Source organism: Janthinobacterium sp. GW822-FHT07H11 (assembly GCF_058798615.1).
Window position 1 is genome coordinate 4,851,462 of the sequence record NZ_CM179507.1, and the last position, 16,966, is coordinate 4,868,427.

14 protein-coding genes are annotated in these 16,966 nt (G+C 68.0%); 4 read left to right on the top strand and 10 right to left on the bottom strand.

The window, feature by feature from the left end:
* Positions 1-6: 6 nt before the first annotated feature.
* The 6 genes from tssH to AC3RCJ_RS21445 form a co-directional block, all read right to left on the bottom strand.
* On the bottom strand, positions 7-2,658 hold the full coding sequence (tssH, locus tag AC3RCJ_RS21420) for a type VI secretion system ATPase TssH (RefSeq protein ID WP_492964411.1): 2,652 nt from the start codon (positions 2,656-2,658) through the stop codon (positions 7-9).
* Positions 2,655-3,131: a type VI secretion system baseplate subunit TssE gene (gene tssE, locus AC3RCJ_RS21425; protein WP_492964412.1), complete on the bottom strand. Its 477-nt coding sequence runs from the start codon at positions 3,129-3,131 to the stop codon at positions 2,655-2,657. Before tssE ends, tssH begins: the two co-directional genes overlap by 4 nt.
* A gap of 64 nt (positions 3,132-3,195) precedes the next feature.
* Positions 3,196-3,687 carry an Hcp family type VI secretion system effector gene (locus AC3RCJ_RS21430; protein WP_492964413.1) on the bottom strand — a complete coding sequence of 164 codons (492 nt, stop codon included), beginning with the start codon at positions 3,685-3,687 and terminating at the stop codon, positions 3,196-3,198.
* 35 nt (positions 3,688-3,722) lie between these two features.
* Positions 3,723-5,207, bottom strand: a complete 1,485-nt coding sequence (tssC, locus tag AC3RCJ_RS21435; RefSeq protein ID WP_492964414.1) for a type VI secretion system contractile sheath large subunit — start codon at positions 5,205-5,207, stop codon at positions 3,723-3,725.
* A 1-nt stretch (position 5,208) separates the two neighbouring features.
* Positions 5,209-5,718: a type VI secretion system contractile sheath small subunit gene (gene tssB, locus AC3RCJ_RS21440; RefSeq protein ID WP_492964415.1), complete on the bottom strand. Its 510-nt coding sequence runs from the start codon at positions 5,716-5,718 to the stop codon at positions 5,209-5,211.
* Positions 5,719-5,779: 61 nt separating this feature from the next.
* Complete coding sequence (locus tag AC3RCJ_RS21445; RefSeq protein WP_492964416.1) at positions 5,780-6,391, bottom strand: hypothetical protein; 612 nt, start codon at positions 6,389-6,391, stop codon at positions 5,780-5,782.
* 282 nt (positions 6,392-6,673) lie between these two features.
* Between AC3RCJ_RS21445 and tssJ the strand changes: the two genes are divergently transcribed.
* Genes tssJ through icmH form a run of 3 tightly spaced genes read left to right on the top strand, consistent with a single transcriptional unit; the run spans position 6,674 to position 9,487 of the window.
* On the top strand, positions 6,674-7,267 hold the full coding sequence (tssJ, locus tag AC3RCJ_RS21450) for a type VI secretion system lipoprotein TssJ (RefSeq protein WP_492964417.1): 594 nt from the start codon (positions 6,674-6,676) through the stop codon (positions 7,265-7,267).
* Positions 7,268-7,325: 58 nt separating this feature from the next.
* A complete protein-coding gene (tssK, locus tag AC3RCJ_RS21455; RefSeq protein ID WP_492964418.1) occupies positions 7,326-8,708 on the top strand; it encodes a type VI secretion system baseplate subunit TssK in 1,383 nt (460 codons plus the stop codon).
* On the top strand, positions 8,705-9,487 hold the full coding sequence (gene icmH / locus AC3RCJ_RS21460) for a type IVB secretion system protein IcmH/DotU (protein ID WP_492964419.1): 783 nt from the start codon (positions 8,705-8,707) through the stop codon (positions 9,485-9,487). The genes tssK and icmH overlap by 4 nt, the downstream gene beginning before the upstream one ends.
* 14 nt (positions 9,488-9,501) lie before the next feature.
* On the opposite strand, the gene AC3RCJ_RS21465 is transcribed toward icmH, so the two are convergent.
* The 4 genes from AC3RCJ_RS21465 to AC3RCJ_RS21480 form a co-directional block, all read right to left on the bottom strand.
* Complete coding sequence (locus AC3RCJ_RS21465; RefSeq protein WP_492964420.1) at positions 9,502-10,296, bottom strand: OmpA family protein; 795 nt, start codon at positions 10,294-10,296, stop codon at positions 9,502-9,504.
* A 9-nt stretch (positions 10,297-10,305) separates the two neighbouring features.
* A complete protein-coding gene (gene tagF / locus AC3RCJ_RS21470) occupies positions 10,306-11,283 on the bottom strand; it encodes a type VI secretion system-associated protein TagF (protein WP_492965132.1) in 978 nt (325 codons plus the stop codon).
* Positions 11,280-15,071 carry a type VI secretion system membrane subunit TssM gene (gene tssM / locus AC3RCJ_RS21475; protein WP_492965134.1) on the bottom strand — a complete coding sequence of 1,264 codons (3,792 nt, stop codon included), beginning with the start codon at positions 15,069-15,071 and terminating at the stop codon, positions 11,280-11,282. The genes tagF and tssM overlap by 4 nt, the downstream gene beginning before the upstream one ends.
* A gap of 237 nt (positions 15,072-15,308) precedes the next feature.
* Positions 15,309-16,148: a M15 family metallopeptidase gene (locus tag AC3RCJ_RS21480; RefSeq protein ID WP_492965136.1), complete on the bottom strand. Its 840-nt coding sequence runs from the start codon at positions 16,146-16,148 to the stop codon at positions 15,309-15,311.
* Between the two features lie 136 nt (positions 16,149-16,284).
* Here AC3RCJ_RS21480 and AC3RCJ_RS21485 point away from each other — a divergent pair, with 136 nt between their 5' ends.
* A complete protein-coding gene (locus AC3RCJ_RS21485) occupies positions 16,285-16,959 on the top strand; it encodes a hypothetical protein (RefSeq protein ID WP_492965138.1) in 675 nt (224 codons plus the stop codon).
* Positions 16,960-16,966 lie beyond the last annotated feature (7 nt).

The following is a 16,966-nucleotide window of genomic DNA, read 5'->3' on the forward strand; positions in this document are numbered from 1 at the left end:
GTGGCATTACTTGATCGCGTATTTGAACTGCCCCTGCCGGTTCGCGCCGACGCGGATGCTGGCCACGGCTTCCCCGGCCGCCATGCGCGCCAGCACCGCTTCGGCGATCTCGGGCAGCACGCTGCCGTTGAGGATATGGTCGACATTGCGCGCGCCCGAATCGACTTCCGTGCAGCGCGCCAGCACCGCCTCGACCAGCGCCGCGTCGTGGCTGAATTGCGCCTGGTGGTTGCGCGCGATGCGCTGGCCGATGCGCGCCAGCTTCAGGCCGATGATCTGCGCCAGCACGGCGTCGCTCAAGGGGTAGAAGGGCAGCACTGCCAGGCGCCCCAGGAAGGCCGGCTTGAAGTGGCGCGCCAGTTGCGGGCGCACCAGTTCCTCCAGCGCGGCGGGGCTCGGCATGGCGTCGGCCGGCTGGTTCAGGCAGGCCGCCATCATGGCGCCCGAGCCCAGGTTCGAGGTGGCGATGATGATGGTGTTCCTGAAATCGACTTCGCGCCCCTCCGCATCGTCGAGCACGCCCTTGTCGAACACCTGGAAGAACAGTTCCAGCACGTCGGGATGGGCTTTTTCCGCCTCGTCGAGCAGCACCACGCTGTAGGGCTGGCGCCGCACGGCCTCCGTCAGCACGCCGCCCTCGCCATAGCCGACATAGCCGGGCGGCGACCCCTTCAGGCCCGCCACGCTGTGCGCTTCCTGGTACTCGCTCATGTTCAGGGTGATCAGCTTGCGCTCGCCGCCGTACAGCAAGTCGGCCAGCGCCAGCGCCATCTCCGTCTTGCCCGTGCCGGACGGTCCCGTGAACAGGAAGACGGCTTGCGGCTTGTCCGGGTCGTCCAGGTTGGCGCGCGCCGTGCGCACGCGCTGCGCCACCGCGTCGACGACATGATCCTGTCCCAGCACCCGCTCGCGCAACGCGCCGCCCAGCCCCAGCACCGTGCGGATCTCGTCCTTGAGCATTTTCCCCAGCGGGATGCCGGTCCAGCCGGCGACGATGCCGGCCACCGCCTGCGCATCGACTTCCAGCGGCGTCAGCGGCGCCTCGCCCTGCAGCGCCGCCAGCTCCTCTTTCAGCGCCAGCAGGGTTGCCGCGCCGCCCTCGCCCGGGCGTTCTTCCCGCAACTGCGCGCGCAAGGCGCCGATCTGCGCCACCAGCGCCTTTTCGCGCTCCCAGCGCTGCGCCAGGGCGGCGATCCGCGCCTGCGCCTGTTCCTCCTCGCGCCGCAGCTGGGCCAGGCGCGCCGCGCCGGCCTTGTCCGCCGCTTCGCCGTCGGCCGCCTCGCGGGCCAGCGCGGCGATTTCCGCGGCGATGCGCTCGTGCAGGCGGCTGGCGTTTTCCAGCTGCGCCGGCGTGGCGCTCTGGCCCAGCGCCACCTGGGCGCAGGCCGTATCGAGCACGCTGATGGCCTTGTCGGGCAGCTGGCGGCCGCTGATGTAGCGGTGCGACAGGCGCACCGCTTCGACTATGGCGGCGTCGCGCACGCGGATGCCGAAATGGCGCTCCATCAGCGGCGCCATGGCGCGCAGCATGGCGCAGGCGATGTCCTCGCCCGGCTCTTCCACCTTGACCACCTGGAAGCGCCGCGCCAGGGCCGCATCCTTTTCAAAATACTTCTTGTACTCGCTCCAGGTGGTGGCGGCGATGGTGCGCAGGGCGCCGCGCGCCAGCGCCGGTTTCAGCAGGTTGGCCGCATCGTTCTGCCCCGCCTGGCCGCCGGCGCCTATCATGGTGTGCGCCTCGTCGATGAAGAGGATGACGGGATGCGGGCTTTGCGTCACTTCATCGATGACGTTCTTCAGGCGGCTTTCGAACTCGCCCTTCACGCTGGCGCCGGCCTGCAGCAAGCCCATGTCGAGCGCGTGGATGCGCGCGCCCTGCAGCACCTGGGGCACGTCGCCGGCGGCGATGCGCAGGGCCAGGCCTTCCACCACGGCCGTCTTGCCCACGCCCGCCTCGCCCGTGAGTATCGGATTGTTCTGGCGGCGGCGCAGCAGGATGTCGACGGCCTGGCGTATCTCCGCCTCGCGGCCGATCACGGGATCGAGCTTGCCGTCGCGCGCCAGCTGCGTCAGGTCGGTGGTGAACTGCTCCAGCGCGGGCGTCTTCGGCGCCAGGACGGTGGCGGCGTCGGCGCCGTCGCCGGCCGGCGCCTCGGCGCACGCCGGCATTGCCGCGTTTTCCTCTTGCGAGCCGGCTGTCAGCTTGTCGGGATGATGCTTCAGCTGTTCCATGCTGAAGCGCGCGAACAGCTTCGAGCCGCGGTATGCCAGCTGCGACAGTTCCGGTTCCGTCAGCAGCGCCAGCAGCAGATGCCGGCTGCGGATGGGTCCTGGCCGCGCCGTATCGAGCGAAGCGATCAGCCACGCGTGTTCGAACAGCAGCGGCAGGTGCGGCGAAAACACGGGCGTGCGCGCGCTGCCCGTGCGGAAATTGCCGATCTCGCGGCGCAGGTCCGCTTCCAGCGCCGCCAGGCTGATGTCGCTGCGCCGCGCGATAACGACGAAATCGCTGCGCTCCTGCTCCAGCAAGGCCAGGAACAGGTGCTCGATATCGACTTCATACTGGCCCAGCCCCACGCAGATGCCGGCGGCGCGCGTGGCGGCCGCGCGGGCCGTGTCATTGAGTTTGGCGATCAGGGTTTTCAGGTTGTGGCTCATGCGGCGGCTCCCTTGCGGTTGATCGAATAGCGCAGCGACGACGGCTGCAGCACGGCGTCGAAATTGACCGCCTCGCAGGCGGGATATACGGCCAGCGTGGCGCTGATGACGAAGCTGACGCGGTTGATCGCGCCCGCCTCGCGTTCCAGCCGCGCGCGCACGTTGCGCAGGCGCGGTTCGTGGCGTTCGATGGCCGCCTTCAGCGCAGCGCAGATGCGCGCGCGGTCATCGCTGCTGGACAGGCACATGCCGGCAAAGTCGATGAGGCCATAATTGACGATGGAGGCCGCGCATTCCGGGTAGGCGTCGAGCGCGCCGGCAGGCAAGGCCACGCGCGTGTTGAGCAATTCCTCGAGATCGCGCGCCACCGCGTCCTTCAGCTGTTCCAGCGACAGGCGCGCCACCGCGCCCGCGCCGGAGGGCGGCGCTTCCCCCATCAGCCGGTCGAACAATCCCGGCACATAACTGTCCATGCGCGCTCCTGAAAAATCGGCGGCAGGCGATGGCGCATTGCCGCCGCCTGCCGCGCAAGCCGCATCAGGCGATGCGGTTCGCGGCCAGGTCCCAGCCGCCCGAGGTATTGCCGCCGGCGCCGCCGGTCACCTTTTGCTGCGTGTATTTCCACTTCACTTTCGAGAACTTGAAGCCCACATGTTCGCCCAGGATGTCGCCTTCTTCCACGTTCGGCGTGACGGCGCCGATCAGCACGTTCTCGATCTCGATTTCAAAGTACTTGACGCGTTCGCCCTGGCCATCGGCGCGCATGAATTCGAAGCGCGCCTTGGGGATGGTCTTGCCGGCCGAGCAGGTCTGCAGCAGCACCGGCGAAGACAGGTCGGCCAGCTTCGAGATGACGATGTCCTTGTGCTCGCAGCGTTCGGCCGTATGCCCGCCGCCCGTCGATGCGGTGGCGGACTTCGGCTGCTCCACGCTCCAGCTGACGGATTTGCACTCGATCCAGTCCTTGTGCTTGTCATCGGTCGATTCGCCCTTGATGCCGTCTATCTGCAGATATACATCGATTGCCATGGTGTGCTCCTGTGGTTGAAAGATGATCGGATGGGTCAGCTATTGGTCGACTTCGGCAACTCCGCGACCAGTCGGAGCGAAACGGATAATTCATCGAGCTGGAAGTGCGGCCGCAGGAAGGACACGGCGCGGTACACGCCGGGGCGGCCCGGCACTTCATGCACCTGCACCGACGCCTCGCGCAGCGGGAACTGCGCCTTCTGTTCCTGGCTGGCGTTATCGTCGAGCAGCACATAGGTCATCAGCCAGCGGTTCAGGAATTCCTCCACGTTGGCGGCGGCGGCAAAGCTGCCGATCTTGTCGCGCATCATGGCCTTCATGTAGTGGGCGATGCGCGAGACGGCAAAGATGTACTGCAGCTGCGAAGACAGCACCGCGTTCGCATTGGCCGCATCGCTGTTGTACTTGCGGCTCTTCTGCGTCGACTGGGCACCGAAGAAGGCGGCATACGCCGTGTTCTTGCAGTGCACCAGCGAGATGAAGCCCAGGTCCGACAATTCCTTTTCGCGGCGGTCGGTGATGGCCACTTCGGCCGGGCATTTCAGCGCCACGTCGCCCTCGTCCGTCTTGAAGGTATGCGTGGGCAGGTCGTCCACCAGGCCGCCGCCTTCGACGCCGCGGATGGCGGCGCACCAGCCATAGTCGGCAAAGGCGCGCGTGAGCTTGCTGCCAAACGCATACGCGGCATTGCACCACAGGTATTTTTGATGGTCGCTGCCGTCGACTTCCTCGATGAAATTGAAGCCTTCCACGGTGGTGCCGTCGACCGGATTGAAGGGCAGGCGGCCCAGGAAGCGCGGCAGGGTCAGGCCCACGTAGCGCGCGTCCTCGGATTCGCGGAAGGCCTTCCATTTGGCGTACTCGATGGTGTCGAACACCTTGGCCAGGTCGCGCGGCTTGCCCAGGTCGCCGTAGCTTTCCAGGCCGAACAGCTCCGGCGCGGCCGAGGCGATGAAGGGCGCATGCGCGGCGGCGGCGATGTGCGACATCTGCTCGACGAAATACATGTCTTCCGGCTGGCGCGAGATGGCGAAGTCGCCCAGCAGCGCGGCAAACGGCGCGCCGCCGAAGGTGCCGAATTCCTCTTCGTAGATCTTCTTGAACATGCTGCTCTGGTCGAACTCCAGCGCCGACTGGAAGTCCTTCACCAGCTCGCGCTTGGTGGCGTTGAACATGCGGATCTGCAGGCGCGTGCCGGTATCCGAATTGCCGACCAGGTAATGCAGGCCGGTCCAGCTTTGTTCCAGCTGCTGGAACGGCGCCGTGTGCATCACTTCGCTGAGCTGCGCGGAAATCAGGCTGTCGATTTCCGCCACGCGCGCGTCGAGCGTGGCCGACAGGCTGTGCGACATCAGCACCGTGCCGTCCAGCACTTGCGCCACCAGTTCCGAGATCAGGTCGCGCGCGCGCGCATGTTCGGCGCCGGACTTGGCCACCCGGCTCTGTTCGACGATCTGGTCCAGCAAGTCGTTCGTGGCCGCCGCCGGCGCGACCGCATTCATTTCTGCCTGGGCGTTCATCTCAATCCTCCTGGACAGGGCGCAGCGGTTGCAGGGCAGCCAGGCTGTCGGTGTTGTTGAGCACTTCCGTCAGCAGGTCTTCCAGCTTGTCGTTGCCCGCCAGCTTGTTGCGCAAGTCGGCCAGCTTGGTGCGCGCTTCGAGCAGCTTGCGCAGCGGCTCGACCTGGCGCACCACCGATTCGGGACGGAAGTCGTCCATCGAGCGAAAGTGCAGCTCGACGGGGAAGGTGCCGTCCTCGCCGCCGAGGCGGTTGCGCACGTTGAAGCGCGCCGCCGGCGCCACGCTGCCCAGCACCTCGTCGAAATTGTCGCTGTCGATGGCGACGAACTTGCGGTCCTTCAGGCGTTTTTTTTCGCTGTCCGGGTTGCCGCCAAAGTCGCCCAGCACGCCGACCACGAAGGGCAACTCCTTGTTCTCGATCGCGTCGCCGATCTCGACGTCATAGGTCATCTGCACGCGCGGCGCGCGTACCTTTTGCAGGCGCTTCTGGACACTGTCGGACTTGGCCATGTGGTTTTCCTTCGCAAAATGGTGGGTGGCGCCACGCCGGCGCCAGGCTGGCGGCAAGCGCTTATTTCAGGCCGCTGAAGGGATCGGCCGCGCCGCCCTGCGGCGCGCTGGCCTTGGCTGCCGGCGCGCCGGAACCGGCGCCGCGCTTGCCGGCGGCGGGACGCCTGGCTGGCGGCACCAGCACTTCCTCGCCGATGCTGGCGCGCAGCAGCTTGGCCAGCTCCTGCGCTTCCGAACGCAGCGAGCCGTTCAGGTTGTTTTGCCGCGACAGGTCGGCCAGCGCCTTGCCCGACAGGCGCAGCCCGCTGACGGCGACGATGCTGTTGGCGACCTTGTCGTCGGGATCGCGCTCCAGCGCCTCGAGCGCATGGCCGATGGCGTCGCCGTACTGGCCACGGTCGAATGCCATCTGCGCCAGCTGCAGCCACGGCGCCTTGTCGGCCGGGTAGCTGCCGCCGCCGCCCTTGAGCAGGCTCACGGCGCGCTCGTACTGGCCGCCCCGCGCGGCGGCATCGGCGTCACTCATGACTTGCGCCAGGGTCGGCGCCGGCGTCGGCTTGGCGGGTGCTTTTTCCGGCGTGGCGCAGGCGGACAGCACGAGGGCGGCGGCAAGGCCGGCGATACGCGGCAGGATGCGCGCTGACTGCGGGGACAACTGGGGGGCTGGCTTCATCTCGGCACTCCTTCACGTGGAGGACGCTACCGCTAGGAAAGATGGGCGGCGCCTTGGTGGAGGCCATTATTGACTGCAGACATTTTTACCAAATTGAGATTAATCAGCAAAGAAGAAGTTCCATTTCAACCTGGCGGCAACCTCTGGAAAAGCTGATCTGGCGCAGGAATGCCACCGATCGATGGCAGCATTTGCGCCAGCGCAAGCAGGACGCTCGGGCATGCGTTTAAATGGCTGCAACACTTTCTTCCAATCATGCTCTTTTGCGAAGGCTGAACCAGCATGCATGTTGCCGCCCTGCTCCGCCTGCGATCATGCGCCACCGCGCTGTGCCTTGTGCTCCTGCCGCCGCTGGCCGGCTGCGCCGGCGGCGCCATCGGCACGCTTGCCAACGCGGCGCTGCAGATGACGGGCATGGCCAGGCCGCCGCCGGCGCTGCCCGAAGCGCAGCAGCCGCCGCGCAGCATCCAGATCCGCCTGCACGCCGGCAGCCGCCTGAATGCCGATCCGCAGGGCCGGCCGCTGGCGCTGGTGGCGCGCATCTACAAGCTGCGCCAGAGCGCCGCCTTCGAGCAGGCGCCGTACGACAGCTTCCTCGATGCGCAAAAGGAAAAGGCGGCGCTGGGGCCCGACCTGATGGAAGTCAAGGAGGTGCTGCTGGTGCCGGGCCAGCGCTACGAAGTGCTGGAAAAAGTCAGCAAGGAAGCGTATTTCATCGGCGTGGTGGCCCTGTTCCGCGCGCCCGCCGCGCAGCGCTGGCGCGCCACCTTCGCCGCCGCCGATGCGGAACGCGGCGGCATCACCGTCGGCCTGCATGCCTGCGCGCTGAGCGTGGGCGGCGGCGTGGCAGCGCAGTCGGCGCCGCGCTGCCAGTAATCCAATGATCAACCGGCTTCGGCGCCTGCCGTCGCGGCATACACTCGAGGAGAACACGATGGGCATGGCAGCGAAAGTCCTGTGGGGAGAAGGCCTGTTCTTGCGGCCGCAGCATTTCCAGCGCCAGGATCAATACCACGAAGCGCGGCTGCACCGCACGGCCAGCGCCCTGCATCCCTATCTGTGGGGCGTGGCGCACATGGAATGGGACCTGGCGGCGCTCAGGACGGGGACCCTGCGCCTGCACGCGCTGTCGGCGATTTTCCGCGATGGCGAAGTGTTCGACGCGGCGGGCGACGGCGCGCCCGGCAGCGATGCCCTGCCCCCGCCCGTCGACCTGCAGGCGTTGCCGCCGGCGGTGCAGGAAGTGACGTATTACGCGGCCCTGCCGATCCTGAACCGCGAAGGCATGAACTACACGGCGCAGCAGCAAGGAGCGGGCGCGCCGGCCGGCACGCCGCCGTCCACCCGCTATGTGCACGCCATGCGCGCCACGCCCGACCTGTACACCGAATCGGCCGTGGCCGACGTGGCCTACCTGAAAAAGACCGTGCGCCTGATTCCCGACAGCGAGGCGCGCGGCTCCTACGACTGCCTGCCGCTGATCGCGCTGCGGCGCACCGTGTCGGGCGGTTTCGAGCCGGTGCCGTCGTTCATGGCGCCCAGCCTGGCGATCACCGGCGCGCCGCGCCTGCAAGGCCTGCTCGAGCACCTGCTCGACGCGCTGCAGGCCAAGGCGGGCGCGCTGCATGGCCACCACCGCGAACCGAGCCGCAACGTGATCGAGTTCCGCTCGGGAGACGTCTCCTCGTTCTGGCTGCTGCACACGGTGAGCACGGCGGCCGCCGTGCTGATGCACTATGTGCGCCATCCGGCCCTGCATCCGGAACGCCTGTACGAGGCGCTGCTGGCGCTGGCGGGCGGCCTGCTCAGCTACTCGCGGCACTACACGCTGGCCAGCCTGCCCGCGTACGACCATGCGCAGCCCGGCGCCTGCTTTGACGCCATCGACGCCATCATCCGCGAGCTGCTCGACACGGTCATCTCGTCCAAGTATTTTTCCATCGCCCTGCTCGAAGACAAGCCGTCCTACCACCTGGGCAAGCTCGATTCGGGCAAGATCGACCAGCACACCACCCTGTACCTGGCCATCCGCGCCGCCATGCCCGCCATCGAGCTGGTGGAGGTGGTGCCGCTGCGCGTGAAAGTCGGTGCGCCGGACGACGTGGAAAAATGCGTGCTGTCGGCCATGCCCGGGGCAAAGCTGTCGCACGCGCCGCAGGTGCCGGCCGCCATTCCCGTGCGTCCCGACACCTATTATTTTGCGATTGAAAACCGCGGCGTGCTGTACGAACAGATGCTCAAGGCGCAGTCGATTGCCGTGTACGTGCCGGCCGGCATACGCGACCTGCAGCTGGAACTGATCGCGGTGACGGCATGAGCCAGCTGATCGAACGGCGCGCGGCGCCATCGCTGCTGGGAGCAAAGGGAGCGGCGCCGGGCGGCGGCGGCCGCACCGGCAGCGTGCTGCTGGACCTGATGCATGAGGGTTTCTACATGCTGTTCCTGCTGAAGAACGGCGCGGCGCCCGGCGACGAACAGGGGTTCATGGAACGCATCACGGCCTTCCTCGACGAATTCGCGCGCGAAGCGACAAAGATACGCGCCGATGGCGACGATATCGAGGCGGCCAAGTACGCATTTTGCGCGGCGGTCGATGAAATCATCCTCGCCTCGCCCTTCGCCATCCGCAAGCAATGGGAGCGCCGCCCGCTGCAGCTGCTGATCTTTGGCGACCAGCTGGCGGGCGAACACTTCTTCGACCGTCTCGACGCGCTGCGCGGCAAGGGCGCCATGCGCGTGCAGGCGCTGCAAGTGTTCCACATGTGCCTGCTGCTGGGATTCCAGGGCAAGTATGCGATCGATGGCGGCGAAAAGCTCAGCTACCTGACCGGCCGCCTGGGCGACGAGATCGCCCACATCAAGGGCAGGAGCCGCGGCTTCGCGCCGCGCGCGGAACGCCCCGACCAGGTGGTCAACAAGCGCCGCAGCGACGTGCCGTTGTGGGTCTTGTCCAGCGTCTTCGCCGTGCTGGCCATGGCCGCCTATCTGGGCCTGCGCTCGCACCTGACGCGCGGCACGCAGGCCACGCTGGCCGCCTATGCGGATCTGGTCAAGCTGGCGCCACGGCCGGCGCACCTGACCATCACGCTGCCCTGATCACTGCGCGCTGCTCATTGCGCGATTCTGAACTCGATGCGCCGGTTCCTCGCCCGGCCGTCGGGCGTGGCATTGCCGGCCACGGGACGGTCAGGTCCCTGGCCGGAAGCGAGCACCAGCGCCGGGTCGATGCCCCGGGTGGCCAGGTAGCTGCGCACGGCCTCGGCGCGCGCCTGGCTCAGCGACAGGTTGCTGGCGCGCAGTCCCGTGTTGTCCGTATGGCCGATCACCTCCACCTTGCGTCCCTTGAGCTTGTGCATGACGGCCGCCATTTCGTCGAGGATGGCCAGGCCGGCCGGCGTGATGCTTGCCTGGCCGCTGTCGAATTCGACGATGCGCTTGTCCAGCGCCGCATCGAGCATGCCCTGTTCGGCCTCGGCCGCCTTGACGCGCAAGCCATTGTTGACGACATACGTGGGATTGAGGCTGGTGGCGATGTCGCTGGCGATCTGCTGGCGCTGCGCCTCGTTGGCCACCTCGCCGCGCACGCTGACGTTGTTGCCATCGATGCTGATCTGCCCCCGTGAAATGAGCTTCAGGTTGGGCGCGATCAGTTTTTGCACGTGCGCGTGCCAGTTCGCGGGCACGGCCACGTTGCCGATGGCGATCTGGTCGACCACCCGCTCGGCGCCGTACAGCTCGCGCAGGCGCGCCAGCACGGCCGCCTTGCCCGCTTCGTCGGCGACGGTGCCCGTGACGAGGATCTGCCCCGGCATGGGCGAAGCGGGCGCCGGCGCCTGGGCGTGGGCAAGCAGGGGCGCGCCGAGCAGAGGCGCGGCGAGCAGCGTCAGGAGCATCCGTGGTTTCATCGCAGTCCTTCAGGCAAAGGTATCCGTAAACATGGCGCAGGCGGAATGCAGCGACAGCCGCTCCTGCCGCAGGCAGGCCGACAATTGCTGCAGGGCCGGCTGCTGCGCCAGCTGTTCCTCGACCCAGTCGAGCTGGTCGAACACGACCAGGCGTTCGCAGGCCGCCTGCGGCTCGATCAGCGCGCGCAAGCCATGCGGATCGGCGCCGCAAAAGCCGATCACCAGTACCGGCGCATCATCGAGATGGGCGAAGTACAGCGCCAGCTCGAAATCGGCCTGGCGCAGGAATGGCGCCACCAGGTACAGCCACAGGCTGGCCACCAGCTCGCGCCGGGCCGCATCGCGCGGCAAGGGCAGCACCAGGCTTTTTTCCAGGCGCGGCCGGCCGCTGCGGCGCACCGGCTGCAGCAGCAGGCCCAGTCCAAGCAGCAGTTCGCGCACCGTCACGGGAAACGCGGGCGAGGACAGCATCGCCTGCAGGTCCTGCACCGTCTGCGCCTGCAGGAAGGCGGAAAACTGCCGCGCATGGCTGGCGGCGGGATCGATGTCCACCACGCTGCCGGCCAGCGCCTGCAACGCTGGCGCCGGTTCGCCGCTGGCCAGGATGCCTTGCGACAGCTGCTCGCAACGCGCCCACACGGGCGCCAGCACCAGCGGGCTGCAGGCGATGAAGGTGGCGGCGTCGTCCACTTCCAGCGCGCCCATGGCCATGAAGGGAAAGCGCCGGTGCGACTGGTCGCTGCTCGCTTCCAGGCGCCCGGCGATGGCGCGCCGGCTGCGCGTGCCGACAAAGGCAAAGCGCAGCGGCGGCAAGGCGTCGTAGTTGAGCTTCCAGCGCGGCTCCACGGTCAGCGCGGTCATCACCTGCGCCAGCCAGTCGTCGAGCAGCTGCACCAGCGCGTGGTTATCGCACGCCTTGATGAAGTCGCCGCGCGCGGGAATCTTGCCAAAGTAGCCCAGGCGCACCTGTTGCGACGCGCGCATCATGGCGCCACCCCGGCGGCGGCGATGGCCGCGGCCGCCGCCGGCGCGGCCGGCGCGCCGACGATGGTCTCGGGCAGCTTCATGCCGCGAAAGCCCTGCTCCTGCGGCGCCGCGTCGGCGCCGGCCCCCGTCGTTTCGGCGCTGCTGGTGATTTTCAGGTCCAGCGCCACGGCCACCTCGCCTCGCGTCCAGCGCAATTCGAACACGCCGCCGTCCTTGCGCTTCTTGCTGGCCGCGTCGATCATGCGTTTCAGGCCGAACTGGCCCGGCTCATTGAACAATTCCACCGTACGTCCATCGAAGGTGACGGCGCTGATGCGGGCGCCGGACGGCCCCTGCGTGCCGGGATGGACCATGTTCGTCCACTGCGCCGGCGTGTTGCGGTAGCGTAGCTGCTGGCCGTCGATCTCCACCGTGTATTCCAGCGTGCCGGGCGCCGGCGACGGCTGGATCTGGAACACGGTTTGCGCCGCGCTGGAGGTGGCCGCCACGCCGCCCGCGCCCAGCGGCGCGATCCAGCCGGGAAAGCGCGCCACCACCTGCGGCGCCAGGCTGATGCCCATGTCGGCCCAGGTGCGCGGCGCCAGCACGTCGCCGCGCCGCACCACCAACGGTCCCATGGAAGTGGTGACGAATTTCGCCACCAGCCCTTCCGGGCCGAAGAACTGGCCGATTTCCAGGTTGCTCGCCTCGATACGCGCCGCAGGCGCGAACGGATACTTGTGCGCCAGCGACTTCTGGAACGGCTCATATACCTGCGCCGCCCAGGTCTTGTTCACCTCCAGCTCGGCCGGCGCGACGATGACGGCAAAGGTCTGCATCAAGGGCCGCACGAGGATGGGGCGGATGGCCTGCTTTTGCGCGTCGCTCATCCCGGTGAGCATCTGCTCGTCGACCAGTTTCAGCGCATCGGCCAGCTCGGAGCCGCTGCCTTCCAGTGTCTGCTGCATGAACTGCTTGGCGCCCGGGCCGGCGTCGCCCTGGTTCTTCAGCTGGTTCAGGCGGCTGCGCAGTTTCGACAGCGCCTCGAGGTAGGCGCGCATCAGCGACGCCTCGTTTTCCTTGCTGGCCACCAGCTTGCCCACGCCGGCAAATTCGCGCCCCACCGGTCCCATCGGCTTGTCCAGGCGGGCCGGATCGAGCCGCGCATCGAGCCCCGCGTTCGACGTCAGCGGCGACGGCGCGCGGCGCAGCACGGTTTCCTTGAACCAGGCGACGATGCCCCGCTCGGCCTTGCGCAGCTCGGCATTCCGCAAGGCCGGATTGTCCCACGACGTCTGCTGGTAGATGGTCGTCAGCAGCTTGGCGATGGGCGACGATTGCGGATCGCCGAGGCGGTTCATGGCCTGCACCGCGCCATCGAAGCCGCGCAGGTCCGCGATGGCCACGCCCTGGACGAATTTTTGCCACTCGCGCGCGTAATCGGCCTTGTACAGGGCCACCAGGTTTTTCTCGATCTGTTCCGGGCTGCCTTCCAGCGTCAGGTCGTCGGTGGAGGCGCTTTTCAGCACCCAGTCCGCGCTTTGCAGTTCGCGGTTGGCGGCGTCGCGAAACGCCCCTTCGACGAATTGTTCCCAGGCCTGGCGCGTGTAGGCGCCGGACACCGCGTGGCTGCCGGCCAGCAGCGCCTGGTCCTGTTCGCCGACGATGCGCGCCACCGTCATGCCGGGAAAGCGCGTCGACGCGCGCGCGCGGATGTCCGCATACACGCGCTCGCGCGCCGGCATGCCGCGCACCACGCGGCGCAGGTTTTCGCGCGCCTGGTCGACCAGGGCCAGCTTCTGTTCGATGCGCGGCCAGGACGGGTCGTTGACCTGCGCCAGGTAAAACGTCAGCAGCCGTTCGGCGCTGCGTATCATCTGCTCGCGCGGCATGGCGCCCCGGTTTGCCTCCAGCCAGCCGCGCCAGAAGCGCGTCATCTGGTCGTTCAGGTGGCTGCTTTCCGCATGCGTCTTGTCGGCCAGCATCAGATAGGTTTTCAGCGCGTTGTAGGCGTCCTCCACGTTCGTCGGCGAGGCGGCCTGGTATTGGTAGCCGCGCGCCGCCGTCGCCGGCGCGGCGGCCGGCGTCTGCGGCGTGCGTGCCACGGGCTGCAATTGATCGGCGCTGGCGTTCGTTTCCGCCAGCAGGCCTTCCAGGCCGGCCACCACGGGTTCGAGCATGACATGGCGGGCGCCGGCGAAATACTCTTCGCGCAGCTTGCGTTCCAGCAGCTCGCCCTGGTACAGGCCCATGCGCAAGGACCAGGGCCGCCGCGTGCGCCAGGCGTCCAGCTGCTCGATGCGGTCCTGCAGGATGTCCAGCGCTTCCAGCCGCGACTGCAGGTCCAGCCGCTGCGCCTGCAGCCGCACCACCTTGTTCAGGTCGGCCTCGACATTGGCCACCAGCTGCCGGTTGCCCAGGTAGGACCAGCTCCAGCCGCCCAGGCAGGCGCCCAGGGTCAAGGTGGCCGCGAAGAAGACGGCATACTTGAAGCGCACCTTGGCGCGGCTCGCATAGTGGGCCACCAGATGCTTGTCGGCAAAAATCACCTTGCGAAACAGGTCGAGCAGGAAATAGCCGTGCTGGCGCGCGCGGCCCGGCGGCGCGGCCGGTGCTGGCGCGCTGGCCAGGTCGAAACGGCGCGCCACCTGCTGCGAGGAGGCACTGACCGGCTCGCCTTCCTGCAGCGCGCTGGTCAGGTAAAAGCCGCGGAACACGGGCTGGAACTGGAACGGATTTTCCTCGAACAGGGTGGCGATAAAGGCGCGCAAGGCCGGCTTGATGGCGGCAAATTCCAGCGGAAACGTAAACACCCCGGGCGCCATGTTCCTGCGCTGCCGGTGCGCCATGTTCGCCAGGCTCAGCTCCGTCAAGCCATCGTGCAGTTCATCGAAGCTCTGGTCGAAAAAAGCCAGCAGGTCCGCCGTCGGCAGCTTGCGCCGGTACGCCATCGTGGCGCCCCAGACCCGTTCGCGTTCGCTGCGCTCGGACTCGGCGAAGAATTCCGTGAAGCCGGCGATCAGGTCCGCCTTGGTAAAGACGATGTACAGCGGGGCGAACACTTCCAGCCGCTCGATCACATCCTGCACGCGCTTGCGCAGGCTGCGCGCCAGTTGCATGCCAACATCGGGGTTGCCGCCCAGTTCGGCGATGCTGACGGCGATGATGATGCCGTTGATGGGCGCCTTGCGCCGGTATTTTTTCAGCAGGTCCAGAAAGCCGAACCATTCGCCGCGGTGCTCGTCGACCACCGCGTAGCGGCCGGCCGTGTCGAGCACGATGCCATCCGTGGTAAAGAACCAGTCGCAGTTGCGGGTGCCGCCCACGCCTTGCACGATCTTGCCGTCGGCGAAGGGAAACTGCAGTCCGGAATGCAGGATGGCGCTGCTCTTGCCGGCGGCCGGGTTGCCGATGATCATGTACCACGGCAATTCATACAGGGCGGCGGCACCCGACTTGATGCCCAGCTTGGAACCCTTGATCGTTTCGATGGCGGCCAGCATCCCCGTGCGCACGGCGTCGAGTTCGCCGTGCTGCTCGCAGGCAGCCGTGGCCGCCTGCGCGGCGGCGATCTCGGCCTGGTTGAGGATGGCCTGGCCCAGCGCCTGCGCGTCGCGGCGCGCGCGGCGCCGGCGCAGCAGCCGCACGGCCAGCCAGGCCAGGAAGGCCAGCAGCAGCAAGGCCAGCACCCAGACCAGCGCCACTTCCAGCGCGTCGGCGCCCAGGTAGAGGAACACGGCCAGCGCCACGAAGCCGAGGATGGTGAGGTGGCGGCTATCGCTCAGGAAATACCAAATTCGTCGCAGCATGGTGAGCCCCGGTTGAGGTCGGCAAAACAGGAATGGCGGCGCCGCCGTGACGCCAGCGGAGCAAGTCAATCCTGACAGCAATAAAGCGGCGCTTTGTTGACAAATGACAAGTATCGGGCGGCCCTGAAAAACACCGGAGGCGCCGCCGTTGACGCTGCGCAAGCATGCATGCACCTGTCAGGCGGCGGCCGCCGCACGGCGATAGAATGGCTGGCGCCGCCACGGCTTGCCAGGTGCTTACTTTCCCAGCACGCCGGGCTGGCGCAATTCCGTATGGCCGAAATCCATCATGGTCCAGCGCCCGCCCCAGCGCAGGCCGACGGATTCGGCCGTCACGCCATACAGGCGGTAGCCGCGCATGGCCCAGGCATTTTTTTCAGAGATGATGAGCTTTCCTTCATGCATGAACGCGCAATCGGCGGCCAGGCCGTACTGGTGATAGCTCTGAAACGCCCTGGCATTGGTCACGTTCGGGCCGGCGGCGGCCAGCAGGTTCTGGCGCGCGGGACTGCGGTAGCCTTCGAGCAGGACCATGTCGTAGCCATGCACCTGTTTCATGATTTTGAAGACCAGCAGCAGGCGTTGCGCATAGTCCGGGTCGAGCAGCTGCCAGTTGCGGCTGGCGCCCCCCAGCAGCGGACGCCACTGCGTCACTTCCGCGCTGGAAAACAGCAGCGGCGGCAGGGTCGGCGGCGGCACCAGCTGTTCGCCCCTGAGCAGGTCGCTGACCTGGTCGTTGACCGCATGCTGGCGGTCGGCATAGCCGCGCAGGACGATGCGGTCGCTGGAGAACCAGGCCAGCAGCGGCGGCACGGCGACCAGCAGGGCGCCGGCCAGCGACAGCCAGCGGTGGCGCGACAGCAGCAGCCAGCCCTGCGCCAGGCCGGAACCCGCATGCCGCTGCAGGCGCCGCCATTGCGCGCCGCCGCCACGGTTCAAATGCCGCGCGCGCCGCTGCACGCGCCAGCCCAGGTTGACCACCGTGTGCAGCAGCGTGGCGCGGCCTGCGGGAAACAGCAGCAGCCAGCAGGCAAGGCAGGCGAGCAGGAAGTACATCAGGACCAGGGCGACGAACATGAAGCGCTCCTTGATGGCATCGGGGGATCGCGGAATCAACGGCCGGCAGGCTGCGGCATTGCTCGGCGGTATCGTCAGATCGTATGCGCGCGCGCGCCGCATGGGCGCGGTTTACATCAAGTCCGGAGGTGATATTTTGTCTGCATCGAACAACACGGGCGGCCACGGGCGCGGTCCCGACCTGCTGGACAAGGCAGCGGCGGCGGCCGACGGCAACCGCATCCTGTCCCAGCTGGAGCATGGCGTCACGCCGGCCGCCCCGCCGGCCCGGCGCTGGCACCCCGGCCGGCGGCATCTGCGGGGCGGCCTCCTGTGCTTGCTGCTCGCCACTGGCGCGCTCCTGCTGCTGCGCGAGCACGCCGCTTTGCCCGAGCCTGCCGCGGCGCCCCCCGCCAAGCCGGCCACGGCAGGCATGCCGCCGCCGGCCGCACCAGCCCCCGTGCCGCCAGCACGGCCGGGCGCGACGGCGGCCACCATCGTCAATGAGGCGGGGCCGGCCGATGCGTCGCCGGCGCAGGCCGTGCCGGCGCCGCAACGCCGGGCGGCGACGCGCGCACCGGCGCCCAAGCCCGCCGTGGCGCCTGCGGGCGACGGCGACGTCGCGCTGCTGACGGCCATGGTCGCGCATGCGCACCGGCAAGAGGGTGCGGCCAGCCGCACGGACGCGGCGCGCGACGTGGTGCTGCGCAAGACGGAAGAAGAAACGGCCAGCTTGCTGCAGCGCTGCAGGCAGCTGGGCCTGATCGAGGGCATGCTGTGCCGCTCGCGCATCTGCTCGGACCGCTGGGACAGCGACCCCGCCTGCCACTGAGCGGCAT

Bases quoted from the DNA above. Each gene is read 5' to 3' on its own strand.
- tssC (WP_492964414.1), bottom strand. From the start codon at position 5,207: ATGAACGCCCAGGCAGAAATGAATGCGGTCGCGCCGGCGGCGGCCACG.
- tssB (WP_492964415.1), bottom strand. From the start codon at position 5,718: ATGGCCAAGTCCGACAGTGTCCAGAAGCGCCTGCAAAAGGTACGCGCG.
- tagF (WP_492965132.1), bottom strand. From the start codon at position 11,283: ATGATGCGCGCGTCGCAACAGGTGCGCCTGGGCTACTTTGGCAAGATT.
- icmH (WP_492964419.1), top strand. From the start codon at position 8,705: ATGAGCCAGCTGATCGAACGGCGCGCGGCGCCATCGCTGCTGGGAGCA.
- tssH (WP_492964411.1), bottom strand. From the start codon at position 2,658: ATGAGCCACAACCTGAAAACCCTGATCGCCAAACTCAATGACACGGCC.
- AC3RCJ_RS21430 (WP_492964413.1), bottom strand. From the start codon at position 3,687: ATGGCAATCGATGTATATCTGCAGATAGACGGCATCAAGGGCGAATCG.
- tssE (WP_492964412.1), bottom strand. From the start codon at position 3,131: ATGGACAGTTATGTGCCGGGATTGTTCGACCGGCTGATGGGGGAAGCG.
- tssM (WP_492965134.1), bottom strand. From the start codon at position 15,071: ATGCTGCGACGAATTTGGTATTTCCTGAGCGATAGCCGCCACCTCACC.
- AC3RCJ_RS21465 (WP_492964420.1), bottom strand. From the start codon at position 10,296: ATGAAACCACGGATGCTCCTGACGCTGCTCGCCGCGCCTCTGCTCGGC.
- AC3RCJ_RS21480 (WP_492965136.1), bottom strand. From the start codon at position 16,148: ATGTTCGTCGCCCTGGTCCTGATGTACTTCCTGCTCGCCTGCCTTGCC.
- tssK (WP_492964418.1), top strand. From the start codon at position 7,326: ATGGGCATGGCAGCGAAAGTCCTGTGGGGAGAAGGCCTGTTCTTGCGG.
- AC3RCJ_RS21445 (WP_492964416.1), bottom strand. From the start codon at position 6,391: ATGAAGCCAGCCCCCCAGTTGTCCCCGCAGTCAGCGCGCATCCTGCCG.
- tssJ (WP_492964417.1), top strand. From the start codon at position 6,674: ATGCATGTTGCCGCCCTGCTCCGCCTGCGATCATGCGCCACCGCGCTG.